General features: G+C 60.5%; 22 protein-coding genes and 2 pseudogenes. 9 read left to right on the top strand and 15 right to left on the bottom strand.

The genetic code is table 11. The features are described from left to right. The 5 genes and pseudogenes from ACCD02_RS28710 to ACCD02_RS28690 all read left to right on the top strand — a co-directional run. Positions 1-484, top strand: a pseudogene (locus ACCD02_RS28710) (FAD-binding protein); the annotation flags it as partial. Continuing rightward, complete coding sequence (locus tag ACCD02_RS28705) at positions 481-1,221, top strand: SDR family oxidoreductase (RefSeq protein ID WP_413309382.1); 741 nt, start codon at positions 481-483, stop codon at positions 1,219-1,221. The pseudogene ACCD02_RS28710 and the gene ACCD02_RS28705, both read left to right, overlap by 4 nt. Beyond that, the gene (locus ACCD02_RS28700) at positions 1,218-2,198 is read left to right on the top strand and encodes a lysylphosphatidylglycerol synthase transmembrane domain-containing protein (RefSeq protein ID WP_413309380.1); all 981 of its coding nucleotides are present in this window, start codon (positions 1,218-1,220) and stop codon (positions 2,196-2,198) included. Before ACCD02_RS28705 ends, ACCD02_RS28700 begins: the two co-directional genes overlap by 4 nt. A 56-nt stretch (positions 2,199-2,254) precedes the next feature. After that, complete coding sequence (locus tag ACCD02_RS28695) at positions 2,255-3,670, top strand: protein O-mannosyl-transferase family (protein ID WP_413309378.1); 1,416 nt, start codon at positions 2,255-2,257, stop codon at positions 3,668-3,670. Positions 3,671-3,892: 222 nt separating this feature from the next. Next, on the top strand, positions 3,893-4,825 hold the full coding sequence (locus ACCD02_RS28690) for a LysR family transcriptional regulator (RefSeq protein WP_413309376.1): 933 nt from the start codon (positions 3,893-3,895) through the stop codon (positions 4,823-4,825). A gap of 3 nt (positions 4,826-4,828) precedes the next feature. On the opposite strand, the gene pstB is transcribed toward ACCD02_RS28690, so the two are convergent. The 4 genes from pstB to pstS form a co-directional block, all read right to left on the bottom strand. Further along, positions 4,829-5,608, bottom strand: a complete 780-nt coding sequence (gene pstB / locus ACCD02_RS28685; protein ID WP_413309374.1) for a phosphate ABC transporter ATP-binding protein PstB — start codon at positions 5,606-5,608, stop codon at positions 4,829-4,831. After that, positions 5,608-6,480 (bottom strand): phosphate ABC transporter permease PstA, encoded by an 873-nt coding sequence (pstA, locus tag ACCD02_RS28680; protein ID WP_413309372.1) that lies wholly within the window; start codon positions 6,478-6,480, stop codon positions 5,608-5,610. Before pstA ends, pstB begins: the two co-directional genes overlap by 1 nt. 2 nt (positions 6,481-6,482) lie before the next feature. Then, positions 6,483-7,478, bottom strand: a complete 996-nt coding sequence (gene pstC, locus ACCD02_RS28675; RefSeq protein WP_413309370.1) for a phosphate ABC transporter permease subunit PstC — start codon at positions 7,476-7,478, stop codon at positions 6,483-6,485. Positions 7,479-7,550: 72 nt separating this feature from the next. Further along, the gene (pstS, locus tag ACCD02_RS28670; protein ID WP_413309368.1) at positions 7,551-8,570 is read right to left on the bottom strand and encodes a phosphate ABC transporter substrate-binding protein PstS; all 1,020 of its coding nucleotides are present in this window, start codon (positions 8,568-8,570) and stop codon (positions 7,551-7,553) included. Positions 8,571-9,009: 439 nt separating this feature from the next. On the opposite strand from pstS, the gene ACCD02_RS28665 reads away from it, so the two are divergent. Continuing rightward, positions 9,010-9,429 (top strand): cupin domain-containing protein, encoded by a 420-nt coding sequence (locus ACCD02_RS28665; RefSeq protein ID WP_413309366.1) that lies wholly within the window; start codon positions 9,010-9,012, stop codon positions 9,427-9,429. On the opposite strand, the gene ACCD02_RS28660 is transcribed toward ACCD02_RS28665, so the two are convergent. Beyond that, entirely contained in the window at positions 9,430-11,079 is a 1,650-nt protein-coding gene (locus tag ACCD02_RS28660; protein WP_413309364.1) for a VRR-NUC domain-containing protein, read from the bottom strand. It lies immediately after the preceding gene. 150 nt (positions 11,080-11,229) lie between these two features. Here ACCD02_RS28660 and ACCD02_RS28655 point away from each other — a divergent pair, with 150 nt between their 5' ends. Then, positions 11,230-11,718, top strand: coding sequence for a nucleoside 2-deoxyribosyltransferase (locus ACCD02_RS28655; RefSeq protein ID WP_413309362.1), 489 nt, complete (start codon positions 11,230-11,232; stop codon positions 11,716-11,718). Between the two features lie 103 nt (positions 11,719-11,821). On the opposite strand, the gene ACCD02_RS28650 is transcribed toward ACCD02_RS28655, so the two are convergent. Together ACCD02_RS28650 and ACCD02_RS28645 are read right to left on the bottom strand one after the other, a co-directional pair. After that, the gene (locus ACCD02_RS28650) at positions 11,822-12,022 is read right to left on the bottom strand and encodes a hypothetical protein (RefSeq protein ID WP_413309360.1); all 201 of its coding nucleotides are present in this window, start codon (positions 12,020-12,022) and stop codon (positions 11,822-11,824) included. Positions 12,023-12,134: 112 nt separating this feature from the next. Further along, positions 12,135-13,037 carry a LysR family transcriptional regulator gene (locus ACCD02_RS28645; RefSeq protein WP_413309358.1) on the bottom strand — a complete coding sequence of 301 codons (903 nt, stop codon included), beginning with the start codon at positions 13,035-13,037 and terminating at the stop codon, positions 12,135-12,137. 119 nt (positions 13,038-13,156) lie between these two features. Between ACCD02_RS28645 and ACCD02_RS28640 the strand changes: the two genes are divergently transcribed. After that, on the top strand, positions 13,157-14,239 hold the full coding sequence (locus tag ACCD02_RS28640) for an AbrB family transcriptional regulator (protein WP_413309356.1): 1,083 nt from the start codon (positions 13,157-13,159) through the stop codon (positions 14,237-14,239). A 2-nt stretch (positions 14,240-14,241) separates the two neighbouring features. Here ACCD02_RS28640 and ACCD02_RS28635 read toward each other — a convergent pair whose 3' ends face one another. The 5 genes and pseudogenes from ACCD02_RS28635 to ACCD02_RS28615 form a co-directional block, all read right to left on the bottom strand. Beyond that, positions 14,242-15,480, bottom strand: a complete 1,239-nt coding sequence (locus ACCD02_RS28635) for an AGE family epimerase/isomerase (RefSeq protein ID WP_413309354.1) — start codon at positions 15,478-15,480, stop codon at positions 14,242-14,244. A gap of 290 nt (positions 15,481-15,770) precedes the next feature. Then, complete coding sequence (locus tag ACCD02_RS28630; protein WP_413309384.1) at positions 15,771-16,610, bottom strand: methyl-accepting chemotaxis protein; 840 nt, start codon at positions 16,608-16,610, stop codon at positions 15,771-15,773. Positions 16,611-16,628: 18 nt separating this feature from the next. Further along, positions 16,629-17,381: pseudogene (locus tag ACCD02_RS28625) on the bottom strand (MCP four helix bundle domain-containing protein); the annotation flags it as partial. A 155-nt stretch (positions 17,382-17,536) separates the two neighbouring features. Further along, positions 17,537-17,914, bottom strand: a complete 378-nt coding sequence (locus tag ACCD02_RS28620) for a VOC family protein (protein ID WP_413309352.1) — start codon at positions 17,912-17,914, stop codon at positions 17,537-17,539. A gap of 54 nt (positions 17,915-17,968) precedes the next feature. Beyond that, positions 17,969-19,159 carry a CaiB/BaiF CoA transferase family protein gene (locus ACCD02_RS28615; RefSeq protein ID WP_413309350.1) on the bottom strand — a complete coding sequence of 397 codons (1,191 nt, stop codon included), beginning with the start codon at positions 19,157-19,159 and terminating at the stop codon, positions 17,969-17,971. A gap of 256 nt (positions 19,160-19,415) precedes the next feature. On the opposite strand from ACCD02_RS28615, the gene ACCD02_RS28610 reads away from it, so the two are divergent. After that, entirely contained in the window at positions 19,416-19,673 is a 258-nt protein-coding gene (locus ACCD02_RS28610; RefSeq protein ID WP_413309348.1) for a DUF2790 domain-containing protein, read from the top strand. Between the two features lie 47 nt (positions 19,674-19,720). Here the strand turns inward: ACCD02_RS28610 and ACCD02_RS28605 are convergent, their stop codons facing one another. From ACCD02_RS28605 to ACCD02_RS28595, 3 genes are all read right to left on the bottom strand, one after another. After that, on the bottom strand, positions 19,721-20,860 hold the full coding sequence (locus tag ACCD02_RS28605; protein ID WP_413309346.1) for a glycerate kinase: 1,140 nt from the start codon (positions 20,858-20,860) through the stop codon (positions 19,721-19,723). Positions 20,861-21,064: 204 nt separating this feature from the next. Further along, positions 21,065-22,156 (bottom strand): CdaR family transcriptional regulator, encoded by a 1,092-nt coding sequence (locus ACCD02_RS28600; protein ID WP_413309344.1) that lies wholly within the window; start codon positions 22,154-22,156, stop codon positions 21,065-21,067. Between the two features lie 17 nt (positions 22,157-22,173). Then, on the bottom strand, positions 22,174-22,887 hold the full coding sequence (locus ACCD02_RS28595) for a FadR/GntR family transcriptional regulator (RefSeq protein ID WP_413309342.1): 714 nt from the start codon (positions 22,885-22,887) through the stop codon (positions 22,174-22,176). Positions 22,888-23,038 lie beyond the last annotated feature (151 nt).

The raw sequence follows: 23,038 nt of genomic DNA, 5'->3' as shown, positions 1-23,038 counted from the left end.
CCACCCGGCCCGCCCCAGTCAGCGACGTAGCGCTTATGAGCCGTTTTTCTATCCGCTGGATCGCCTGCAGCACTGGAACCGGATCTATGGCCCCAGAGGGTTCCAACAGTACCAGTGCGTGATCCCTGAGGCGGCTGCCGAAGGCGCGATGGCCGAGTTGCTGGGGGCCATTGCCGATTCCGGCCAGGGTTCGTTCCTGGCGGTGCTCAAGCGCTGCGGCGACATGACTTCACCAGGGTTAATGTCGTTTCCGCTGCCGGGTACCTCTCTGGCCCTGGACTTCCCCCAGCACGCCGACCTGGCCCACAACCTGTTCCCGCGCCTGGACGCCATAGTGCGGACCGCGGGCGGCCGACTGTATCCGGCCAAGGATGCCCATATGAGTGGCAGCGATTTTCGCCAGGCCTACCCCGCCTGGGAGCAACTGGAAGCGCTGCGCGACCCTTCCCTGATGTCCCGCTTCTGGAAACGAGTGATCCTATGAAACGAGTCTTGATCATTGGCGCCACCTCGGCCATCGCCACCGCCTGCGCCCGCCTGTGGGCCGCCGAAGGCAGCGATTTCTTTCTGGTCGCACGCCAGGCCGACAAACTGGAAATCACCGCCGCCGACCTCAAGGGTCGAGGTGCGAAAAAGGTGGTCGGCCATTGCATGGACGCCACCGATATCGCGGCTTATCCGCAGATGCTCGCACAGTGCCTGCAGGTACTTGGGCAAATCGATGTGGCGCTGATTGCCCACGGCACCCTGCCCGATCAGAACGCCTGCGAACAGGACGTGGACCTGGCCATGCAGGCCTTCGCCATCAACGGCACTTCGGTGATTGCGCTGCTGACGGTGCTGGCCAGGCAGTTCGAAACCCAGCGCTGCGGCACTCTGGCAGTGATTTCTTCGGTCGCGGGTGATCGCGGACGCCCTTCCAATTATCTGTATGGCGCAGCCAAGGCAGCGGTCACGACCTTCAGCCAGGGCCTGCAGGCGCGGCTATTCAAGGTCGGTGTGCATGTGCTGACGATCAAGCCCGGTTTTGTTGATACACCCATGACCCGAGGGCTGAAATTGCCTGCGGCGCTGGTGGCGCAACCGGCCCAGGTTGCCGAACGGATTGTCCATGGCGTTACCCACAAGGTTCCAAGCCTGTATGCGCCGGGGTTCTGGGCCCTGATCATGTTGGTGATCCGCGCCATTCCGCAGCCACTGTTCAAGAGGTTGAACCTGTGAGCGAAGCGCCGCCAAACAAAAGCCTGAGCCTGTCCGGTTGGCGCTATCACGCCGTGGCGCTGTCCGTGGTCGCCTCGGCCCTGGGTTATCTGGGATTCTCCCTGTGGGGTGGCTGGCAGGCGGTCAGCAACGCCATCGGCGAAGTCGGTCTGATCGGGATTGTCATTGCTCTGGGCCTGTCTTCAGTGAATTACGCCCTGCGCTTCGCCCGCTGGCAGATCTACCTCGGCGTACTTGGCCACCATCTACCCTGGCGGCCAAGCCTGAACATCTATCTGGCCGGGTTTGCCCTGACCACCACTCCAGGCAAGGCCGGCGAAGCCCTGCGCGGGGTGCTGCTCAAGGCCTGGGACGTGCCTTACCCCCACAGTTTCGCGGCATTTTTCAGCGAGCGCCTGTCGGATCTGTTCGCCGTGGTGCTACTGGCCCTGTTCGGTCTGTCTCTGTACCCGGCAGCGCAACCCATGGTGGTCGCGGGCGCGGCGCTGATCGTCATGGCCTTGCTGATGCTTTCCCAGCGAAGCCTGCTTGAGCGCCTGGCCCAGGCCAGCAGCCAGGGTCACAGCCGCCTGCATCGGCTGTCCGGGCATCTGTTGGAAGTGTTGTTACAGGCCCAGCACTGCCATCGCCTCAAGCTGCTTCCGGGCGTGACCTTGCTCAGCGTACTGGCCTGGGGCGCCGAAGCCCTGGCCTTTCACTGGATCCTCGGCTGGATGGGCGCCGATATCAGCCTGACCTTTGCCGTATTCGTCTATGCCCTGGCCATGCTGGCCGGGGCCATCAGTTTCATGCCTGGCGGACTGGGCGGCGCCGAGGCGGTGATGGTGGCGCTGCTGATATGGAAAGGCATGGCCAGCGCCGATGCCATTGCCGCCACGGTGCTGATTCGCCTGGCAACCCTGTGGTTTGCCGTAGGCATTGGCGCATTAATGTTGCTGCGGATCAGGAACACCGGGCAACCGGAGGAGGCGATTTGAGATTTTATCGATTGAGCGCAACCAGGACGGTTGCGACACGGCATAGGAGCGAAAGTATGACCCAAACCCTGCGCATGGCCCTGCTGTTGCTGGCGACTGCCATCGTCGCCAGCTTTGTTGCGTCCAGCGGCCCGATCCAGTGGATGGACAACGGCGCCTTCCTCGCCGAAGCCGCTCAGGGCCATTACCTCAGCGAAAGCCTGGGACCGCTGGAGCACCCGCTGTACCAGTTCTTCAACAGTCTGTTCTATGCCCTGTTCGGCTCCTGGCCGCTGAGCCTGCTCAATTCGATCCTGCTGCTGCCCATGGCCTGGTTGATCTACCTGCTGGCCATGAATGTTGGTGCGGACCGCCGCCTGGGGCTACTGGCGGCAGCCGCGGCGGTGCTGTCCCATGCGGTGTTCTGGATCTCGACCAAGGCCGAGGTGTATATCTTCCACTCGCTGTTCGTGCTGCTGGCCTACTGGATTCACCTGGACCGACAGTCGCAACTCAGCAGTCTGAAAAAACTGTTCCTGATCGGCCTGGTGACCGGACTGGGCGCTTCGGTCCATCAACTGACCTTCGTCGTATTGCTGCCGCTGTATATCCAGCTGCTGGCGCGCTACAAGAGTCGGATTCTGATGACCGTGCCCGGTTTCGTCCTGGGTTTTGCCCTGGCCTGGCCGGCGATCGCCCATGATCTGGGTGATGGCCTGAACCTGATCGACATCGCCCGACGCTATATGACGGGCAATACCGCCAAGACCAGCACGGGGGGATGGCAGGGCAGCCTGTTCCGTTTCGACGATATGTGGCACGAGAAGAACTCAGTGTTCCTGTTGCTGTTGTCGTTGCTGGGACCGCAGTTGCTCGGATTGATCATGTTTCCCGCCGACAGCCGCCAGCGGTTGCTATGGAGCGCCGCAGCCCTGAACTTTGTCTTTGCGGTGTCGTACAACGTAACCGATCGCTTTACCTTCTTTCTGCCCGGTGTGCAGCTGCTGTGTATCCTCGGCATGCTGCGCCTGCACAGCCTGCTGCCATCAGACCGCCAGGGCAGCACGCTGCTGCACCTGTCCGTGCTGACTTCACCAGTGGTGTTGCTGCTGGTATACACGCTCTACAGCTGGGGGGCGGTGCGCCTGCCCAGCCATATCGAGCCGCTTCCGGTGCGCAACGACATCCACTATTTCATGGTGCCGTACCTGCCGGATCGCTCCGCAGAAACCTTTGTCCGCGCTTACGCCACGAGCATCCCCGAAGGCGCGCTGATCCTCGCCGACTGGACACCCATGGGCGCCCTGCGCTCGGCCCAGGCCAGCGGAGAATTTCGCGGCCGCAGCCTGCTGCAATGCGATGAGGCTGGCAATATCGACCCTTACCTGCAAGGCCCCGGCGCGTGGCTGGTACGCACCAGCTATTGCGCCATGGTTGGCGAACGCTATGCTCTGGAGCAGCGGGCGTTGGGGTATGTGTTGCATAAAAAATAGGGGTTGCCGCGAGCCAACGTTCTCGCACGACGAACACGCCCCTGTAGGAGCTGCCGAAGGCTGCGATCAGCGGTGTATCAGGCAAATCCCATCGCAGCCTTCGGCAGCTCCTACAACTAAAGAACCTACACCGCGCTGGACGCCGGACCTCGGCCCTTCTTAGACTGTGTCGCTACATGACGAAATGTTGCGAAGCATGTCAAAGGTGAGGAATAGGGTTCGATGAATCGAAATGAGCTGCGCAAGGCGGACATGAACCTCATGGTCGTGTTCGAGACCCTGATGCAAGAGCGCAATGTGACCCGTGCCGCTGAAAAGCTGTTCCTCGGCCAACCGACTATCAGTGCCGCGCTGAATCGCCTGCGGGCACTGCTCAACGATCCGCTGTTCATCCGCGTCGGCCACCGCATGGAGCCGACCGCCCGGGCCCATGAGATCCTGCGTCACCTGTCGCCGGCCCTTGACGCCATGTCCATGGCCCTGGGTCAGACCCGCGAGTTCGATCCGGCGCAAAGCAATATGACGTTCCGCATCGGCATGTCTGACGACGTCGAGTTCGGCCTGTTTCCGGCGATGCTCAGGGCTCTGCGGGTCGAAGCGCCGAAAGTGGTGATCGTGGTCAAGCATGTGGACTACTGGAATATTTCCGAACTGTTGGCGTCCGGGGAAATCACCGTCGGCGTGTGCCTGACCCGTGAGCTGCCGGCCAATGCCAAGCGCAAGACCCTGCGCCGCATGAAACCCCAGGTGGCGAGGGCCGATGGCTCGAATGAACCGCTGACCCTGGATGAATACTGCTCCCGTCCACATGTGGTGGTGTCCCATGTGGCGAATATCAGCAGCTTTGCCGATGACTGGCTCAGTGCCTTGGGGCGCAAGCGCGAAGTCGTGTTGTCAGTGCCGCAATACAGCACCCTGCCAGCCCTGATGGCAGGTACGAACCTGCTGGCCAACATTCCGGCGTATACCGGGCGGTCGATGATGGAGTTGGGATTGTTGAAGCATGAACCCCTGCCCTTCATCACTCCGGCGCTGGAACTGTCCATGGCCTGGCTGAGTGTGATGGATAACGATCCGGCGGAACGCTGGCTGCGTTCGCAGTTGGAGAAGCACATGGGGGACGAATCCAGTTCGGCCCCCATGCAGCCTGAGTGAGGCTTAGCCGAAACGACCGGTGATGTAGTCTTCGGTCTGGCTCTTGGACGGCTTGGTGAAGATGGTATCGGTGTCGCCGTGTTCGATCAGTTCGCCCATGAACATGAACGCGGTGTAATCCGAGCAGCGCGCCGCCTGTTGCATGTTGTGGGTCACGATGACCACGGTGAACTGCTCTTTGAGCTCGGTGATCAGCTGTTCGATACGTCCGGTGGAAATCGGGTCGAGTGCCGAAGTCGGTTCGTCCAGCAACAACACCTGTGGGCGCAAGGCGATAGTACGGGCGATGCACAGGCGCTGTTGCTGACCACCGGAAAGGCTCTGGGCACTCTGCTTGAGCTTGTCCTTGACCTCATCCCACAAGGCTGCGCCACGCAAGGCCTCTTCCACACGCTCTTCCATCTCGCGGCGGGAGAGCTTTTCGTGGTGCTTCACGGCGTAGGAGATGTTGTCGTAGATCGACATCGGGAACGGTACCGGCTTCTGGAACACCATGCCGACGTGACTGCGCAGGCGGTTCATCGAGTAGCCAGGGGCCAGGATGTTTTCACCGTTCAGAATCACTTCACCCTTGGCTTCCTGCTTCGGGTACATCGAGTAGATACGGTTGAACACGCGCAACAGGGTCGATTTACCGCAGCCCGACGGGCCGATGATCGCGGTGATGCGCTTCTCGGGAATGGTCATGTCGACCGACTTCAGCGAGCGATGACCGTTGTAGAAGAAGTCCAGGCCGCGTACCTGAATCTTGGTTTTTTCGTCGGCAAGGGAAAGGTTATTCATCAGGACGCCCTATTGCGCAAAAGGAGTAAACGGGAACTCAGACTCAGAATCAGTACGAACAGCGTCAGGATCAGTGCACCGGCCCATGCCAGGGAATGCCAGTCATCAAACGGGCTCATGGCGTACTGGAAGATCACCACCGGAACGCTGGCAATCGGCTTGAGCATGTCGCTGCTCCAGAACTGGTTGCCGAATGCGGTAAACAGCAGAGGCGCGGTTTCGCCGGTGATACGGGCCAGAGCCAGCAGCACACCAGTGACCACGCCGGCCTTGGCGGCACGCAGGACGATTTGCAGGGTCAGCTTCCACTGCGGTACGCCCAGGGCCAGTGCGGCTTCACGCATGGTGGTCGGTTGCAGTTGCAGCATTTCGTCGGTGGTGCGGACCACAACCGGGATCACCAGCAGCGCCAGAGCCAGCGCACCGGCAATCGCCGAGAAGCCAACCTGGTGGTTGGTCATGGCGTTGAGCGGCAGGATCACCGCGGTGTAAACGAACAGACCCAGAACAATCGACGGGGCCGACAGCAGGATGTCGTTGACGAAGCGTACGGCGTTACCCAGTTTGGTGTGGCGAGCAAACTCGGCCAGCCAGATACCCGCCATCAGACCGATCGGCGTACCGATCAACAGGCCGATGCCAGACATCAGGAAGCTGCCGTAGAAGGCGTTGGCCAGACCACCGGATGAACCCGGTGGCGGAGTCATCTCAAGGAACAGGCGGGCATTGAGCGCCTCGAAGCCATTGATGATGGTGGTCAGCAGGATCCACACCAGCCACAAAAGACCAAACACCGTGGCGCCGCAGCTGAGAACCATGGCGATCTTGTTCTTGATGTCCCGCTTGCGGTACAGACTTTCGTTAGCAGCCATACTCACAGGCCCTCCTTGCGCGACAGACGAGACAGCATCAGGCGGGCGAACGCCAGAACGATGAAAGTAACCACAAACAGCAGGAAGCCCAGAGCAATCAGCGACGAGCGATGCAAGTCGGTATAGGCCTCACTGAACTCGTTGGCGATCACCGAAGCGATCGAACTGCTTGGCATCATCAGCGATGCGGAGAACTGGTGGGCGTTGCCGAGAACGAAGGTCACCGCCATGGTTTCACCCAGTGCCCGGCCCAGACCGAGGAACACACCACCGACCACCGCCGAACGGGTATAAGGCAGAACGATGTCCCAGACCACTTCCCAGGTAGTGCCGCCCAGGGCGTAGGCCGACTCCTTGAGAGTGGTCGGCACGCTGCGGAATACTTCAGTCATGACCGAGGTAATGAACGGAGTAATCATGATCGCCAGCACGATACCGGCGGTCAGCATACCGATACCCAGGGGCGGCCCCTGGAAGATCGGGCCGATGAGCGGCAAAGCGCCCAGGTAATCGTTGATCCAGGGGGCCAGGTGTTCGGCCATGAACGGGCCGAATACGAACAGGCCCCACATGCCGTAAATAATCGAAGGAATGCCCGCCAGCAATTCGACGGCGGAGGCAATCGGCATCCGCAACCATGGCGGCGCCACTTCGGTCAGGAAAACTGCGATGCCGAAACTCACCGGTACGGCGATCAGCAGCGCGAGAAAGGATGTCACCAGGGTGCCGTAGATCGGGACCAACGCGCCAAAATGGCCGTTGACTGCATCCCACTCGGTACTGGTAAGAAATTCAAAACCAAAGGTCTTGAACGCCAGGGCACCGCCCCAGAGCGTCGAGCCGGCGATACTCGCCAGCAGGACCAGCACCAACAGCGCCGCGCCCAGCATCGTTCGACGAAACCAGGCATCGTGACGATGATCGCGTGCTGCGCGTTTTTCGCTTTCTGATACAACGTCAGGGACGACAGCAGACATATATTGGGTGTTTTCAGTCATGGTGGGGTCCACTCGAAAAGAAACCCTGCCACCGAGTGGTCGATGGCAGGGGTTAAGCCGGATTACCTGAAGTTACTTCTTGAACTCGGTCTTCCAGTAGTCTTCGATCTTGCTGACCAGCGACTTCGGCAGCGCTACGTATTCCAGCGACTCAGCCTGGGCCTGGCCTTTTTCCAGGGACCATTTGAAGAAGTCGAAAGCAGCAGCGCTTTTCTCGGCGTTCTTCGGTTCTTTGTACATGATGATCCAGGTGGTGGCGGTGATTGGCCATGCAGCGTCACCTGGAGCGTTGGTCATGATCAGGTTGAAGTCTTTGGCGTCTTCCCACTTGGCGCTGTCAGCGGCAGCAGCGAACGCCTTGGCATCTGGCTTGATGTACTTGCCAGCAGCGTTCTGCAGTTGGGTGTAAGCAATCTTGTTCTGGGTGGCGTAGGAGTACTCAACGTAACCGATCGAACCCTTGATCTGTTTTACGTAGGCCGATACACCTTCGTTACCCTTGCCGCCCACGCCCACTGGCCATTGAACGGCCGAACCAGTACCCGGACCGCCTTTCCAGTCTTCGCTGACTTTGCTCAGGAAGCTGGTGAAGTTGAACGAAGTACCCGAACCGTCCGAACGGTGGACGACGGTGATAGCGGTTTCAGGCAGTTTCACGCCCGAGTTCAGTGCGACGATCGCTGGATCGTTCCACTTGGTGATCTTGCCCTGGAAGATGTCAGCCAGAACCTTGCCGCTGAGCTTCAGGTCATTTGCGTTGATGCCTTCCAGGTTAACCACTGGAACGATACCGCCGATGATGCTTGGGAATTGACCCAGGCCGGCAGCTTTCAGGTCGTCAGCCGACAAAGGAGCGTCGGAAGCGCCGAAATCAACGGTAGCGGCCTTGATTTGAGCGATACCGCCGCCCGAACCGATGGATTGGTAGTTGACGCGATTGGCGGAATCCTTGCTGTAGTCCTGGGACCACTTGGAAATGACCGGGAAAACGAAACTCGAACCAGCGCCTGTAACATCAGTCGCGTGTGCCATGCCGCTCAGGCACATCGAAGCCAGAAGCAGCGACAGACGTTTTTTAGTCAACAGAATCACGGTGATACCTCAATCCAAGAGAGTTTGTGGGTGGTCCACACTTAAGAAGGCCCGAGGCGGATTTAAAACCTGAAATGTTGCTGTTTAATGACAGTCTTTCGTTCGTCGCCGAAATTGACGCTTTTTGTAGCCGTTTTCCTACAGGCAAACCTTTCCCCGAAAAGAAAATAGTTAAATAAAAACAGTCGCTTACTATTCAGCGCGCAAGACATCAAAACGCCATCATCACACCAGTGGCGCTTAGCCAGATCCCCCTGCCCTTGTCTTGATTACTCGCTTTTTTGCGCGGATTAAGAGGTGGAGTCGCTTTAACTCTCATTAATAAGGGGTGGTATTAAAAGCATGGATTGGTCTCCCGGTCTTTCTGGCTATTGGCCGTGTGACACTCCCTGCCGTCGCTTTAACTTAGAACGTCCTTTCACCAACCGAGTAAGCGCCCATGAACGCCCGCCACCTGGTCACCGCCAGCCTTGTCAGCCTCTCAATGCTTGCCAGTTGGGGCGCAAGCGCCCATGAACCGGGCCCTGGCGCGGAAAAGATCACCGTTCTCGAACAACAGCCAATGCTCAATGCCCCCGGTCTCAAGGCCATGGTGCTGACCGTGGAATACGCACCGGGACAAGCATCAATGGCCCACACCCACAGCGGCAGTACCTTTGCCTACGTGCTGGAAGGCGAAGTGATCTCACAGATAAATGACGGCAAGGCTATTACTTATAAGCAAGGCGAGACCTGGTATGAGCCGGCGGGTTCGAAACATTACGTTTCAAAAAACGCCAGCTCAAGTAAACCAGCGAAGATCCTGGTGTACATGCTGCTGGGCGAACAGGACAAGGTGCTCGAGCCTCTGGGCAAATAACTACCGCTCGCCCGGCTGCCACTGCACATAGCACACTACCACCGGCATCCCATGCTCAGCGCAGAAATCCAGCCAGCGTAATTGGTTGTCCTGAAGGCGATCCCCCGGCCCCTTGACCTCGATCATGCGGTAGCTGCGCTGCTCGGGGAAAAACTGGATCAGGTCGGGCATACCCGCGCGATTGGCCTTGATATCCAGCAGCAGCCGGCGGAACCAGTGACGAAGATGGTCGGCGGGCAGGCAATACAGCGCCTGCTCAAGCAATTCGGCGCTGAGCACGCCCCAATAAACGAAGGGTGATTGCAAGCCCGACTTGCTGACGAAGTGCTCGCGGATGGTTTCCTTGTAGATCTCGGAGTCCAACTGCGCCAGACAAGTCTCGAACAGCCCGGCCCGGCGCTGATAGAAATCCGGGCTGTGCAGATCGCTGGGGGCGCTGTGGAAGGGATGAAAGAACGCGCCCGGCAGCGGCGCGAACACCGCCTGCCAGCACAACAGGCCGAACAGCGAATTGATCAGGGCATTCTCGACGTAATGCACCTGAGCGCCCTCTTCATGCAGGTGCATCTGGATCAACTGCTCGACGCTCAGGTCCGTCTGGGGTACGACGGTCAGGTCCAGACGGCTGACTTCCCGCGCCGCCCGGCGCCGCTCTACCGGCAAGCCCAGCGCCCTTTGCAGACGCGGCAATACCCGTGACAGGTGCTGCAATTCAGCATCACTGCGCGGCTCGGCGCGCACCTTTTCCAGCAAGGCCATGGCTTCGGCGTGGTCGCCATTAAGCTCCAGCACGCGAATATGTCGTGAGCGAGCACCGGGGTAATCGCAACCAGCGTACAACTCCAGCGCCAGCGGCCAGTCCTTGAGCCGCTCGGCCTGCTGGCCCAACTGGTACAGCAATTTGGCCCGACGCATCTGCAACCAGGGATTGCGGCTTTCAATGGCACGGGCATGCCGCGCCAACAGGCTCAATTCGACGCCCTCCTCCAGGGCCTGGCGACAGGCATGCAGGAGAATGCAGGTATCAATATCGGCCCGTTCGTTGATGCCCCGGGAATCCAGTGAGAATTCGACCTTTTCATAGCGATAGACGCCCAGATCAGCGAGGACGAACTCCGACCAGTCCTGATAGAGGTTGCCGAAGTACAGCAGGCGCAGGCGGTCGCTGATCGCCATGACTTGCAGGCTGAACAACGGGTCCGTGTTCCCGGGATACCATAGCGACCAAGGCCGGGCCATTGGATACAAGGATTGCAGACGGGCCAGCAGAGCCGTTTTCTTCTCACTGGCCTTGATCCCGTGGGCAGGAAAACAAGCGCTCAGTTCCTCCTTGCGCAACAGACCGAACAGCTCTTCCAGACTTATATCGGTTTGAGCGTCGACCCAGCCAGTGGCCAGCAGCGGCTGCACGGCGAGCAAAGTGTCGCCCAACTCGGGATACTCCAGTTTGCTGGCACGGAACAACGTACCCTTGCGCATGATCATGCGCACCAGCAAGCCCTGGCTCGCCTCGGGCAGGCGGGCGAAGTCGTCGATGAAATGGCGTTCCTGCTCATCCAGTAGATCGTCATAGCGGCGCGCGACCCAGTCCAGGGCCTGTCGGAAGTTTTCCAGGTAATACAGCGGGTTTTCCAGTGGGTTTGTAGTCACAAAACGGTTCACGACGTAGGAAACGGACTGGACAAGGATACTGGCTATCCATACAGATTCCAGCCCCCCTCGTCAGGCGATGCTTGTGGGCCGATCAATGGCAGGCCGCCAGGCTATAGAATCACCCACCACCGTTTTCGAGGGATCGTCATGAGTGCACTTATTTATCTGGCCGGTTTTGATGTATTTCGCCCGGATGCCGTCGAGCATGGTCGCTACCTGAAAAGCCTGTGCAACCGTCACGGCCTGGAAGGGCTGTATCCGTTCGACAATGAAGTGCCGCTTGATCTGGCACCCGCCGCTACCGCCGAACTGATCTGTGGGATGAATATCGCCATGCTGCGCCGCTGCACGGCGGTACTGGCCAATCTTAATGTGTTTCGCGGGCTGGAGCCGGATTCAGGCACCGTCTTTGAAGTGGGGATGGCGGTGGCACTGGGCAAGCCGGTATGGGCATACTTCGAGACGACCGGTTCATTGCGCGAACTGGTCCCACACGATGCCAACGGCTTCGATGCCTGGGGAATGCAGGTGGAGGATTTCGGTTTGCCGCGCAACCTGATGCTGGCCTGCACCTGGGCCGGCAGCAGCGCAACGGTGGAGCAAGGGGTAGAGGCGTTGGCGAAGTATCTGGGCTAAGACCGTGGGAGCGAGGCTTGCCCGCGCAGCCGATGTTTCAGGCACCACAAGGGTGTCGGATCCACTGACTCTTTCGCGGGCAAGCCTCGCTCCAACCCGGGGGTCAACCCAACATCGACGAGCCGACATCCAGCTTGTCCGAGTCACTGAACTCGTCCAGGCCGAGAATATCCAGATCCAGTTCGCCTTCGGGATCGAAGCCTTCGTCGGCGTCGGCATCGTTCAACGGTGATTGATCACCACCGAAGTGGCGGTCTGCATGAGCCCAGACAGGCACGATTTCAAGTTCAGTATGTGTCTGCATGAGGGCTGTCTCCTTATCATCCTTCCCTATTGCCCGGGTGTGTCCGCCACACCCTTGATTGACAGGCTAACCCAGACCAGCCAGTTGCCGCTACGGTCAGCTTTATTCCCGACTAAGCCCAACTGAAAAATTGTGCGCTGCCCTCACGCAGCATCTGCACCATGCCCTGCGCCGCCGGAGACAGGTACCCGCCCCTGCGCACGCTGACGCCAACGGTGCGCTTCATGGTGGTCTGAGGCAGCTCGACCTCACGCAGGTGCTGCATGACCTTGCCGAATTCCAGAGTCTCCCGGGCGATAAAACTCAGCAAGTGGGTCTGAGCGATCAACCCCGGCAACAGGGAAATCGAGTTGGCTTCAATCTGCACCCGGGGCGCCGGCAGTGATTGTCGGGCGAACGCCTCGTCAAGCCATTTACGCGACGAGACTCCCAGCGGCGGCAGCACCCAGCGGTAGTCGCACAGGTCACGCATTCGATAGGGCTGCTGGAAAACCGGATGCTTATGACTAGCCACCACCACGGCTTCGTCCTCAAGAATATTGAAACTGGTGATTTGCTCATCGCTGGCGATGACCTGACAAATGATCATGTCCAGTTGCCCCGAATTAAGGGACTCGCGCAGCAGGTCGTCCTGGCCGATCACCAGTTTCAGGGTGATATCCGGGGCGCGTAGCAGCAGTGCCGAGGTGAGCTTGGGCAGCAGATGCTCGGCCATGGTCGCCGCACAGCCGACGCGGATATTGCCTACCGTACCGCTGGCAAAATCCTGCACCTCGCGCTGGGTCTGGGCAATGCTCTGTTGCAGCACCTTGCCCCGGGCCTGAAGTAGCTCACCCACCGGGGTCAGTTTGATACGGCGCCCGTCACGCTGAAACAGCTTGGTGCCGAAGGATTCTTCCAGGCGCTGGATGCTTTTGGTCAAGGCTGGCTGGCTGCGATTGAGCTTTTCTGCCGCGCGCCCCAAGTGCCCGAGCTCAGCAATGGTTTCGAAATAAGCCAGATCCCGCAGATCCATAATTGATCAACCAAAGTTATCGATTCATGACTATTAGAAAATAGACTTGATCGATTCAGCTGTCGATACTAGGCGCCATAAATGCCATCCCGCTGCCGTCATCAATGGGGAGAACCTTCTTGCCACGCGCTGCCGCCACCCTGTCCCTACCCACCCTGCACCCGTCCCTGCAATGGCTGGCCCTGATCGTCCTGGCCGGTTGTGCCGGACAACTCCTCGCCCAATTGCATATTCCTGCCGCGCTGTTCCTCGGCCCGATGCTGGTGGCCATTGTCTTCGGCGTCAGCGGCGCGACCATTCGCCTGCACAAGCAGGCTTTTCGCCTTGGCCAGGGCACGGTGGGCGTGCTGGTGGCCCATTCGATGAGCATGGGCGTGCTGGTGACAGCATTGGAATCCTGGCATGTGATGCTGCTGGGTACGGTGCTGACGATCCTGCTCAGCGCCGTGGTCGGTATCGGTCTGGTTCGCTATTCGGGCATTCCCGGCAATACCGCAGCCTGGGGCACAGCGCCCGGCGCGGCGTCAGCCATGGTGGCGATGGCGGAAGACTACGGCGCCGATGGCCGTGTGGTAGCGACCATGCAATATGTGCGGGTTGTCTGTGTGGTGATGGTCGGGGCTGTCGTGGCCAGACTGATCGGCGCACCGGGCAGCGGCACAGTGGCCCACAGCGTTGACCTGTCACTGCACGGTGCCAATCTGGTGAATTTCGCCCTGAGCCTGGCGGTGATCGTCGGTGGCGTACTGGTCGCTGCACGCCTGCCGGCCGGCGCACTGCTGGGCCCGCTGTTCATCGGCGGCGCCCTGCAACTGAGCGGCCTGCTGCAAATAACCCTGCCACCGTGGATGCTGGCACTGGCCTATGGCTGTATCGGCGGCTATATCGGCCTGCGCTTCGACCGCGCCACCATCGACTACGTCTGGCGCCGCCTGCCGACGATGATCATCGGCTCACTGGTGCTGATCCTGCTTTGCGCCCTGTCGGCCTGGGTGATGGCAGCGATGATGGGCAAGGATTTCCTCTCGGTGTACCTGGCCACCAGCCCAGGCGGCCTGGATGCCATGGCGATCATCGCCATCGACACCCATTCCGACGTCGGCTTTGTCCTGGCCATGCAGACGCTGCGCCTGTTCGGCGTGATCATCAGCGGCAGTTACCTGGCGCGGCAGATCATCCGCCTGACCCACAAACCGGAATAACCCTAGAGTGCCAGGCCACTGGCCAGGCTCGGCGCCAAGGGCAGCAACGGCAACAGCACCGCCTGATAGGCGTGATAGAGATCCGGTTTGCCGCCCCAGATATCAGCGCTGGGCTGGTTGTCTGGATTCAGCTCATGGCGCCAGCTGCCGTGTTCACGGTCAATGAACAGGGTCTCGTTGAATTCCCAGAACACCCGGTACCAGTCCTCGTAGACATGTTCGCCGGTGCGTTGCAGCAGCGATGCAGCCGCCGCAGCTGCTTCGCAGTGGGTCCAGTGCAGGCGATGACGCACTACCGGGTGATTGTCCCAGTCCAGCGTATAGACGATGCCCGGCTTGCCATCAACGTTCCAGCCGTAGCGGCAGGCATTGGCGAACAAGCCGCGGGCGTCTTCCACCAGCCAGTAAGGCGCAGGCATTTGCGCACGCTGCAACGACGCTTCGAGATGCAGCAGTAACCGCGCCCACTCGAAGGCATGGCCCGGCGTAGTGCCGAACGGGCGGAAGCCGTCCGCCGGATTCTCCAGGTTGTAGTCCTTGAGCGGCTGCCAATCCAGGCTGAAGTGCTCGATGACCTGGAAGTCATTGGCCACGGCGTGACCATGAATCACCCGCTCGACAATGCTCAGCGCCCGCGTCAGCCAGCGCGCATCGCCCGTGACATCGGCCAGGGCGAGAAACGCTTCGGTACTGTGCATATTGCTGTTGGCGCCGCGATAGGCCTCTTCATCACTCCAGTCCCGGGCGAAGGACTCGCGCATGGCGCCCTCTTCTTCGCTCCAGAAATGGGTATGGATGATCTGGATGGCATCGTTGAGCAACACCTGGGCACCGGGACGCCCGGCCACTACCGCAGAACTGGCCGCAAGCGCGACGAACGCATGCAGATAGGCTGCCTTGCCGGTGTCAGCGGCGTATTCCAGTGGCGCCGAAAACCAGCCGCCGTGTTCGGCATCACGCAAAGGGCCGGAGAGTGCAGCGATACCGTGATCGACCAGAGCGGCACAGCCGGGAATACCACGGATATGGGCCATGGCGAAGCTGTGGGTCATGCGCGCGGTGTTCATGGTTTCGGCGTGGGCGTCAGCAGGCAGGCGCCCCTGATCGTCAAGGTTACCGAAGCCCTGGGGCAGTTTTGCGGCCTTGGCAAAGGCCAGCAGGCGGTTACCTTCCTGTTCCAGCCAGTGCCGATGGCCGGGGGCGCGCAACCAGCTGCTGAAGGTGTAATTGTTATTGTCCATTGGCAGTTTCGCCTCCATCGATGATCGAGTCTCAGCGGCCGGACCGGGCGGCCGTGGCGCATGATGCGCGTCACCGCAGGTCTACGGCAAGCCGACCCTGAACAAGGCTGAAACGTTCCTGCCGATTGACGTGAATCGACCGGATTATCGGCAATGCGGCTGACACTATGCAGCCGCTCATTAATCTCAAAACCCGTTGGAACCGGGCTTGCCCACGAATAGGCGGGGCGGACCGTTAGATGAATTGCATCCTGGCCTTCGCGGGCAAGCCTCGCTCCAACGGGTCGACATCAAACCCTGAACCGCGCCACCACCTGGCTCAGTTCCGCCGCCAGCCGCGACAGTTCATGACTGGATGAACTGATCTGGTTGGCGCCGGTGGTGGATTGCATCGACAAGTCGCGGATATTGACGATATTGCGATCCACTTCCCGGGCTACCTGGGCCTGCTCTTCGGCGGCACTGGCAATGACCAGGTTGCGCTCGGAGATCTGCTGGATCGACGCAGTGATCGATACCAGTGCCTCCCCCGCGCCCTGCGCCAGGGTCAGGGTCGAACCGGCCTGTTCGCGGCTGGCCAGCATCGATTCCAGGGCCTGGGCCGAGCCACTGCGCATGGCCGAGACCATCTTGTCGATTTCCAGGGTCGATTGTTGGGTGCGATGGGCCAGCGCACGTACTTCGTCAGCCACTACGGCAAAACCACGCCCGGACTCCCCGGCCCGTGCCGCTTCAATGGCGGCGTTGAGAGCCAGCAGGTTGGTCTGCTCGGCAATCGAACGAATCACGTCCAGCACCTTGCCGATGTCCTGACTCTGCTCGGCCAGGTTCTGCACCAGTGTCGAGGTCGACTGCACAGTGCTGGTCAGGGCCTGGATCGACTGCACGGTTTCCACCACGCGCTTCTGCCCCGCCTGGGCGGAGTCGTTGGAATCGTTGGACGCTTCAGAAGTGGATACCGCATTGCGTGCTACTTCTTCGACCGCCGAGGTCATTTCGTTGACCGCCGTGGCGGCCTGATCGATTTCGGCATTCTGCTGGTGCAGGCCACGGTAGCTGTCTTCGGTGATCGAGTTCAGTTCGGTGGCCGCTGCCGCCAGTTGCGTGGCAGAACTGCCGATATGACTCATGGCCGAGCGCAGGTTGCCCTGCATCAGTTCCAGGGCACGTTGCAATCGGGTGACTTCATCGCGGCCATCAACCTTGATGGTCTGGGTCAGATCGCCCTTGGCCACATGCTCGGCCGCCGTCACCGCATCTTCCAGCGGGCGCACAATACTGCGAGTCAGCCAGAGTGCCAGACCGATGGTGCCGAGACCCGCGATGATGACAAATATCAGCACGATATTGCGCGAGTGATCGTACTGCGCTTCGGCCGCCTTGCCCTCGGCCTCGACCTGTTTGGTGTAGTACTCACTGAAGTCGTTGAGCTGCTTGCCGGAGCCGTCGACGATGGTCTTCATGTCCACCAGCAACAGCTTTACCAGGCCGTCGCGATTACCCTGCTCAGCGAAGACAAACGACTGCTGCAAACCTTTCTGATAATCATTAAGGGTCGTCCGGAAGGGCTCGTACAAGGTACGTTCTTCAGGGGTATCGACGAATTTGTCCAGGATCGCCAGGCGATTGCTCAGGTCCTTGCTGCGCACGTCCATCTGATCGCGATAGGTGGCGATATTCTTCGGATCCGGATCCAGAGCCATACGCAGAGAGATGGTGCGAATGCGCAGCATGATTTCGCGAATGTCGTTGACCACACGAATGCTCGGCATCCAGTTGCTCTCGACGGCCAGCTCACTCTGGCGAATCGTCGACATCTGCACCATGGCGAACCAGCCAAGCAGTACAACCAGCAGAGAAATAAGGGTAAAACCCAGTCCCGCGCGGCGGGCGATGGTCATAGTGCGCACATTCATGGCCGCAGTCTCGTTGTTATGAGGGCAGTATCGAGGACAGTTATAATTGTCCTACAACTTCATGCTATCGACCTGCCCACCGCCTTCTTGACCCTGGCGCGAAGAAAAATTACCCAAGTGGTTCATACATTAATCACTACTCAAGCCGGCTCGGAGATCTCGATCAGGTTCAAATCGGGATCACGCACATAAACCGAACGAATCGGCCCAGTGGCACCGGTACGGATGACAGGTCCTTCGATGATCGGCCAGTCGGCGGCATGCAAGTGCTCAATGACCTTGTCAAGCGGGATCGAGGCGATGAAACACAGGTCCAGCGCCCCCGGCACCGGCACATGGGCCTTGGGCTCGAACTCCTGGCCACGGATATGCAGGTTGATTTTCTGCTTGCCGTACTTGAATGCCATGCGTCCGGCGCCGAAGGTTTCCAGCTGCATGCCCATGACCCTGGTATAAAAATCGACAGTGGCATCGGCGTTGACGGCAGTGAGGACCAGGTGGTCGAGATGATCGATCATGATGTGATCTCCTTGAGTGGCGACTCTTGCTGTTGCATCGGGCAAGGTTGCCGTTCAAATGATTCCGCGGCGGCGCCATTCGGCACGGCGCTCGGCGTCGATGCCCAGGCCGTCGAGGACTTCGTCGGTGTGCTGGCCCAGCGTCGGCGCCGGGCGATCGACACTGCCGGGCGTAACGCTGAGCTTGGGCACGATGCCCGGCAGGGTCACCGCAGTGCCATCGTCCAGATGACTGTCGAGGAGCATGTCCCGGGCGCGGTAGTGGGGATCGCTGGCGATGTCGGCGGCATCGTAGATCTTGCCTGCCGGGATCCGTGCTTCGGTGAGCCGGGCCAATACATCGTCCAGATCATGCTGGGCGGCCCAGGCGGAGATTGCCCCGTCGATCAATTCGACCTGACGCACACGCCCGTCGTTATGGGCCAGGGCCGGATCGGCGGCAAGATCGGGTCGCTCGATCAGCGCCATCAGGCGCTGATAGATGCTGTCGCCATTGCCAGCGATCAAGGCGTAGCGGCCGTCGCGACAGCGGTAGGCATTGGTCGGCGCAATGCCGGGCAAGCTGCTGCCCGCAGGCTCGCGGACCACATCGAACACCGAGTATTCCGGAATCAGGCTTTCCATCATGTTGAATACCGACTCGTACAACGCCACGTCGATCTGCTGCCCTTCACCGCCGTTCTGTTCGCGATGACGCAGGGCCATGAGCACCCCGATCACCCCGTGCAGCGCTGATAGCGAATCGCCAATGGACACGCCGACCCGCACCGGGGTGCGCCCCGGTTCGCCGGACAGATGGCGCAGACCGCCCATGGCTTCACCGATCACGCCAAAGCCGGGACGGTCGCGATAAGGCCCGGTCTGGCCATAGCCGGAGACCCTGAGCATGATCAGCCCCGGATTGAGCGCCCGCAGCGTTTCCCAGTCCATGCCCCAGCCTTCGAGGGTGCCGGGGCGGAAGTTTTCGATCAACACATCGGCCTCGGCAATCAATCGTCGGGCGACTTCCTGGGCTTCGGTTTCGCGCAGGTCCAGGGTCACCGAGCGCTTGTTGCGCGAGGATACCGCCCACCATACCGAAGTGCCGTCATGCAGCAGGCGCCATTTGCGCAACGGATCACCGCTGCCCGGTGGTTCGACCTTGATCACATCGGCACCGAACTCACCCAGCATCTTGGCGGCGAACGGCCCGGCAATCAGTTGACCCAATTCGATGACCTTGATTCCCTGCAAAGGCTTTTGCATAAGCGCCCCGTGAATTATTTGTCTGGAGTCCGGTGGGGATTGTCCCCCTTGAGCGCGCTGCTGAAAATCGGTTATTCGTCCACGATCCTTTCCATTGGAAAACGCTGACTGGATGAAAGAAAAACACAGCCCTCCAGCAGCCGATTGCAAATCGGCGCCAGAAAATCTTATTTTCAACTGGACAGGAATAAACCTCACCCAGCTTCGTCGTACAGGCTCAAGAAGTTAAACCCCACCTGTAACGAGAGAAGCTGCCATGAAAACTACCCTGATCGCCCTGACTCTGCTGACCCTGAGCGCCGTAGCCAGCGCCGCCAGCGCCAACACCCAGAACATGCCGCCGGTGGAAAACTACACCTACGCCACGCACCTTGATATCGCCAAGGTCACCCAGGCACCGGATCTGGACTTCTGCGGCGTCAAGCCGGTACAACTGGGCTATATCGACCATGCTGGCCAGTCCCATAACCTGCGCTATCAAGTGTTCGGCAATGATTGCGACGGCGACAACTGAGTCGAGAGCGGGCGGCTACAACAATAACAACGCCAGCCCTTCCCCTTTCAGCGCCTTGCTGCCAGTTGCCACACCCGCGCCAGGTCCCGTGCCCGCTCATGCAGCAATGCCGCCGCATGGCGGCAGGCGAAGTCCAGGGTCATCGGCCCGCTGGCCAGAGCAAACGCAGCGCTGATGCCGTGCTCGTACAAGCGCTCATAACCTTCGCCCAGGGTGCCTGCCAACACCACGACCGGCACACCCTGGCGACGGGCGACCCGCGCCACGCCAAAAGGCGTCTTGCCGCGCAGGGTCTGAGCATCGAAACGACCCTCGCCGGTCAGTACCAGATCCGCCCCGGTCAATGCTTCGGCCAGACCGTTCAATTCGGCTACTACTTCGACACCCGCACGAAACGACGCCTGCAGATACGCCTTGGCGGCAAAGCCCATCCCCCCCGCTGCACCGCTACCGGGCTGATCGCGTAGGTCCTTGCCCAGCACCGCCGCCGTCAGCTCGGCAAAATGCCCCAGGGCCGCGTCCAGTTCCAGCACTTGCTCAGGTGAAGCCCCCTTCTGCGGGCCGAAGATATGGGAAGCACCGTTGGGGCCGCACAAAGGGTTGTCGACGTCAGCGGCGATCTCGAACTGCACATCGGCCAACCGCGGGTCGAAGCCGGACAGCTCGATTCTCGCCGCCTTTGCCAGGGCCAGGCCACCGGGTGCCAGGGGCTGATCGTCGGCGTCGAAAAAGCGCGCGCCGAGGGCCGCAAGCATGCCGCTGCCAGCATCATTGGTGGCGCTGCCGCCGATGGCCAGGATGACGCGCCGGGCGCCCTTGTCCAGCGCCGCGCGGATCAACTCACCGGTGCCATAGGTCGTGCTGACACAGGCATCGCGCTGTTCAATGCCGAGCAGTTGCAGGCCGCTGGCCATGGCCATTTCGATAATCGCCGTGCGCGAGTCTTCGAGCCAACCCCATTGCGCATCAACCGGCTCACCTAAAGGACCGCTGACGGTAGTGCTTTGCCACTGGCCTTTACAGGCCGCCAGAACAGCCTCGACGGTGCCCTCGCCGCCATCAGCCATGGGGCATTTGACCAGTTCAGCGTCGGGCCAGACCTCGATCAGGCCAGTGGCAATGGCATCGGCGACAGCCTGGGCACTGAGGCTGTCCTTGAAGGAGTCGGGGGCGATGACGATTTTCATGGGAGATCTCTTCAAACAACACTATTTGAATTGGCGATATTGACCGCAGTAGCGCGCGGCGTTTTGACATACTCGCGCAGGCAGTGGATCACTAACCGTTGGAGCGAAGCTTGCCTCGAATACTCTCATCGCCTCGAACCTTTGCCGCCTGCCCTTCGCACAATGAACCGCCCGACGCTTTGGTCATTCGAACAATACCCGGCGTCAGATAGCGCGCGGGCTCATGTGCAGCCCCAGGTAAAGGCGCAACAGGTCGTCCGTGCGGTAAGGATCGCAGCCACTCAGCTCGGCAATCTTTTCCAGGCGATAACGCAGACTGTTGCGATGGATGCCCAGGGCTTCGGCGCAGGCCTGGCTTTCGCCGCTGTACTCGATCCAGCCGCGCAGGGTCTCCAGCAACTGGGCATGATCACGCAGGCGGCTGAGCGGTTCGGTCAGCCCCTCAGCCAGGGGGTCATGGCGATAACGCCAGAACAGCACCGCCAGACGGTTCGGTGCCAGACGCAGCAAACGCTGGCCGGGCTGCACGTGACTGGCGTAATCAAGCAGGTCGCTGGCAGCGGCACAAGCCTGACGCAAGCCTGGCAGATCGGCCGAGCGCTCCACCGTCGCCATGCGCGATACGACCCAGCCCTGTTCGTCGAACTGCTCCAGCAACAGGGCATCGTCGCGCTCCCGCCCTGCGGCCCGGCACCAATACAACAGCGTAGGTTCACGCATCACACACCAGCTGTTGGCATAGCGGCCGTTGAGCCAGGTCATCACTGCGCCGCCCGCCTGAGACTGCGCAGGCAGTTGAATCAGCACCGCCTGACGCGGCAATTGCGGTTGCAGGCCCAACTGTTCGGCCTCCAGCACCAGACTTTCCGGGCAATCGGCCAGCAGCAGGCGCGATAACAGGTCCTCGCTACGCTGCTGACGCCATTGTTCGCTGGCCTGCTGGCGGCGGTGCTCCATCAGCATTTCGGCGGTCATGCGCACCAGTTCACCATAGACCCGCACCCGCTCCGGCTCGCCGGTAATACCCAGTACACCCACCAGTTTGCCGTCGAGCATCAGCGGCAGGTTTACTCCAGGACGCACGCCATTGAGGCTTTTGGCCGACTGCTGGTCGATCTCCACCACCCGGCTGTTGGCCAATACCAGTTGCGCGCCTTCGTGGCGGGTATACAGGCGCTCGGCATCACCACTGCCGATGATGATGCCCAGGTAATCCATGACATTGACGTTGCACGGCAGGATCGCCATGGCCCGGTCAACGATGTCCTGGGCCAAGGCGTGATCAAGGGCGAACATGGGCGGCTCCTGCCAGGCTATTCATGAGGCGCCAACCGTTCGCGGCTGTTGCTCAAGTGGGTCCACATGGCGGCGCGGGCGGCGTCCGGGTCCTGGCGGCGGATGGCACTGAGCAGCGCCTCGTGTTCAACGTTGGCCAGATAGGCGTGATGCGCCAGATTGACCCCGACCCGCTCACTGGAGGCGATACGACTACGGGGAATAATGCCGCTGCCCAGGTGCTGCATGATCTCGACGAAGTAGGCGTTGCCGGTGGCTTCGGCAATCAGCATGTGGAAACGCCGGTCGGCTTCCACGCAGCTGTCTTCGTTGGCCAGCAATTGCTGGTAATCGTCCAGAGCCTGACGCATGGCCGCCAGATGCGCATCAGTGCGGCGCATTGCCGCCAGGGCCACGGCTTGGGTTTCCAGGCCCAGGCGCAGTTCGAGAATGGCTCGCACGCCGGACGCGGTCTCGACCTTCAGGTGCAGGCCGGTGGATTCATTGCGCTCCAGTACAAAGGTGCCGACGCCGTGATGAGTCTCCACCAGCCCGGCCGCCTGCAATTTGGAAATGGCCTCCCGCACCACAGTTCGGCTGACGCCATGCTCGCGGACAATCTGGTTTTCCGACGGCAGTTTTTGCCCGGCCTGCAGTTTGCCCGAAGCGATGCGTTGGCTGAGATCGGCCACAAGATCCGTGGCGAGGTTATGCGGGCGACGCCTGGAAGGGCTTGGAACGGTATCTGGCATGGCTACGGGTCCGGCTTCGAATAGCGCGATCATAGCACCGCCCTTGTATGACGAGTCGAAGCGGCACTTGTTGAACTTGTATGACAAGCACATCACATTAGCCATCGGAAAAATCACCATCGGTCGAATCCGAGGATATTTCCACCTCCAG

The organism is Pseudomonas sp. Pseusp88 (assembly GCF_047303955.1).
Classification (GTDB): domain Bacteria; phylum Pseudomonadota; class Gammaproteobacteria; order Pseudomonadales; family Pseudomonadaceae; genus Aquipseudomonas.
The sequence above is the reverse complement of the archived record's forward strand: the minus strand, read 5'-3'. Positions and strand labels throughout refer to the sequence as shown.

Bases quoted from the DNA above. Each gene is read 5' to 3' on its own strand.
- ACCD02_RS28705 (WP_413309382.1), top strand. From the start codon at position 481: ATGAAACGAGTCTTGATCATTGGCGCCACCTCGGCCATCGCCACCGCC.
- ACCD02_RS28695 (WP_413309378.1), top strand. From the start codon at position 2,255: ATGACCCAAACCCTGCGCATGGCCCTGCTGTTGCTGGCGACTGCCATC.
- ACCD02_RS28690 (WP_413309376.1), top strand. From the start codon at position 3,893: ATGAATCGAAATGAGCTGCGCAAGGCGGACATGAACCTCATGGTCGTG.
- pstB (WP_413309374.1), bottom strand. From the start codon at position 5,608: ATGAATAACCTTTCCCTTGCCGACGAAAAAACCAAGATTCAGGTACGC.
- pstA (WP_413309372.1), bottom strand. From the start codon at position 6,480: ATGGCTGCTAACGAAAGTCTGTACCGCAAGCGGGACATCAAGAACAAG.
- pstC (WP_413309370.1), bottom strand. From the start codon at position 7,478: ATGACTGAAAACACCCAATATATGTCTGCTGTCGTCCCTGACGTTGTA.
- ACCD02_RS28665 (WP_413309366.1), top strand. From the start codon at position 9,010: ATGAACGCCCGCCACCTGGTCACCGCCAGCCTTGTCAGCCTCTCAATG.
- ACCD02_RS28655 (WP_413309362.1), top strand. From the start codon at position 11,230: ATGAGTGCACTTATTTATCTGGCCGGTTTTGATGTATTTCGCCCGGAT.
- ACCD02_RS28650 (WP_413309360.1), bottom strand. From the start codon at position 12,022: ATGCAGACACATACTGAACTTGAAATCGTGCCTGTCTGGGCTCATGCA.
- ACCD02_RS28645 (WP_413309358.1), bottom strand. From the start codon at position 13,037: ATGGATCTGCGGGATCTGGCTTATTTCGAAACCATTGCTGAGCTCGGG.
- ACCD02_RS28635 (WP_413309354.1), bottom strand. From the start codon at position 15,480: ATGGACAATAACAATTACACCTTCAGCAGCTGGTTGCGCGCCCCCGGC.
- ACCD02_RS28630 (WP_413309384.1), bottom strand. From the start codon at position 16,610: ATGAGTCATATCGGCAGTTCTGCCACGCAACTGGCGGCAGCGGCCACC.
- ACCD02_RS28620 (WP_413309352.1), bottom strand. From the start codon at position 17,914: ATGATCGATCATCTCGACCACCTGGTCCTCACTGCCGTCAACGCCGAT.
- ACCD02_RS28615 (WP_413309350.1), bottom strand. From the start codon at position 19,159: ATGCAAAAGCCTTTGCAGGGAATCAAGGTCATCGAATTGGGTCAACTG.
- ACCD02_RS28610 (WP_413309348.1), top strand. From the start codon at position 19,416: ATGAAAACTACCCTGATCGCCCTGACTCTGCTGACCCTGAGCGCCGTA.
- ACCD02_RS28605 (WP_413309346.1), bottom strand. From the start codon at position 20,860: ATGAAAATCGTCATCGCCCCCGACTCCTTCAAGGACAGCCTCAGTGCC.
- ACCD02_RS28600 (WP_413309344.1), bottom strand. From the start codon at position 22,156: ATGTTCGCCCTTGATCACGCCTTGGCCCAGGACATCGTTGACCGGGCC.
- ACCD02_RS28595 (WP_413309342.1), bottom strand. From the start codon at position 22,887: ATGCCAGATACCGTTCCAAGCCCTTCCAGGCGTCGCCCGCATAACCTC.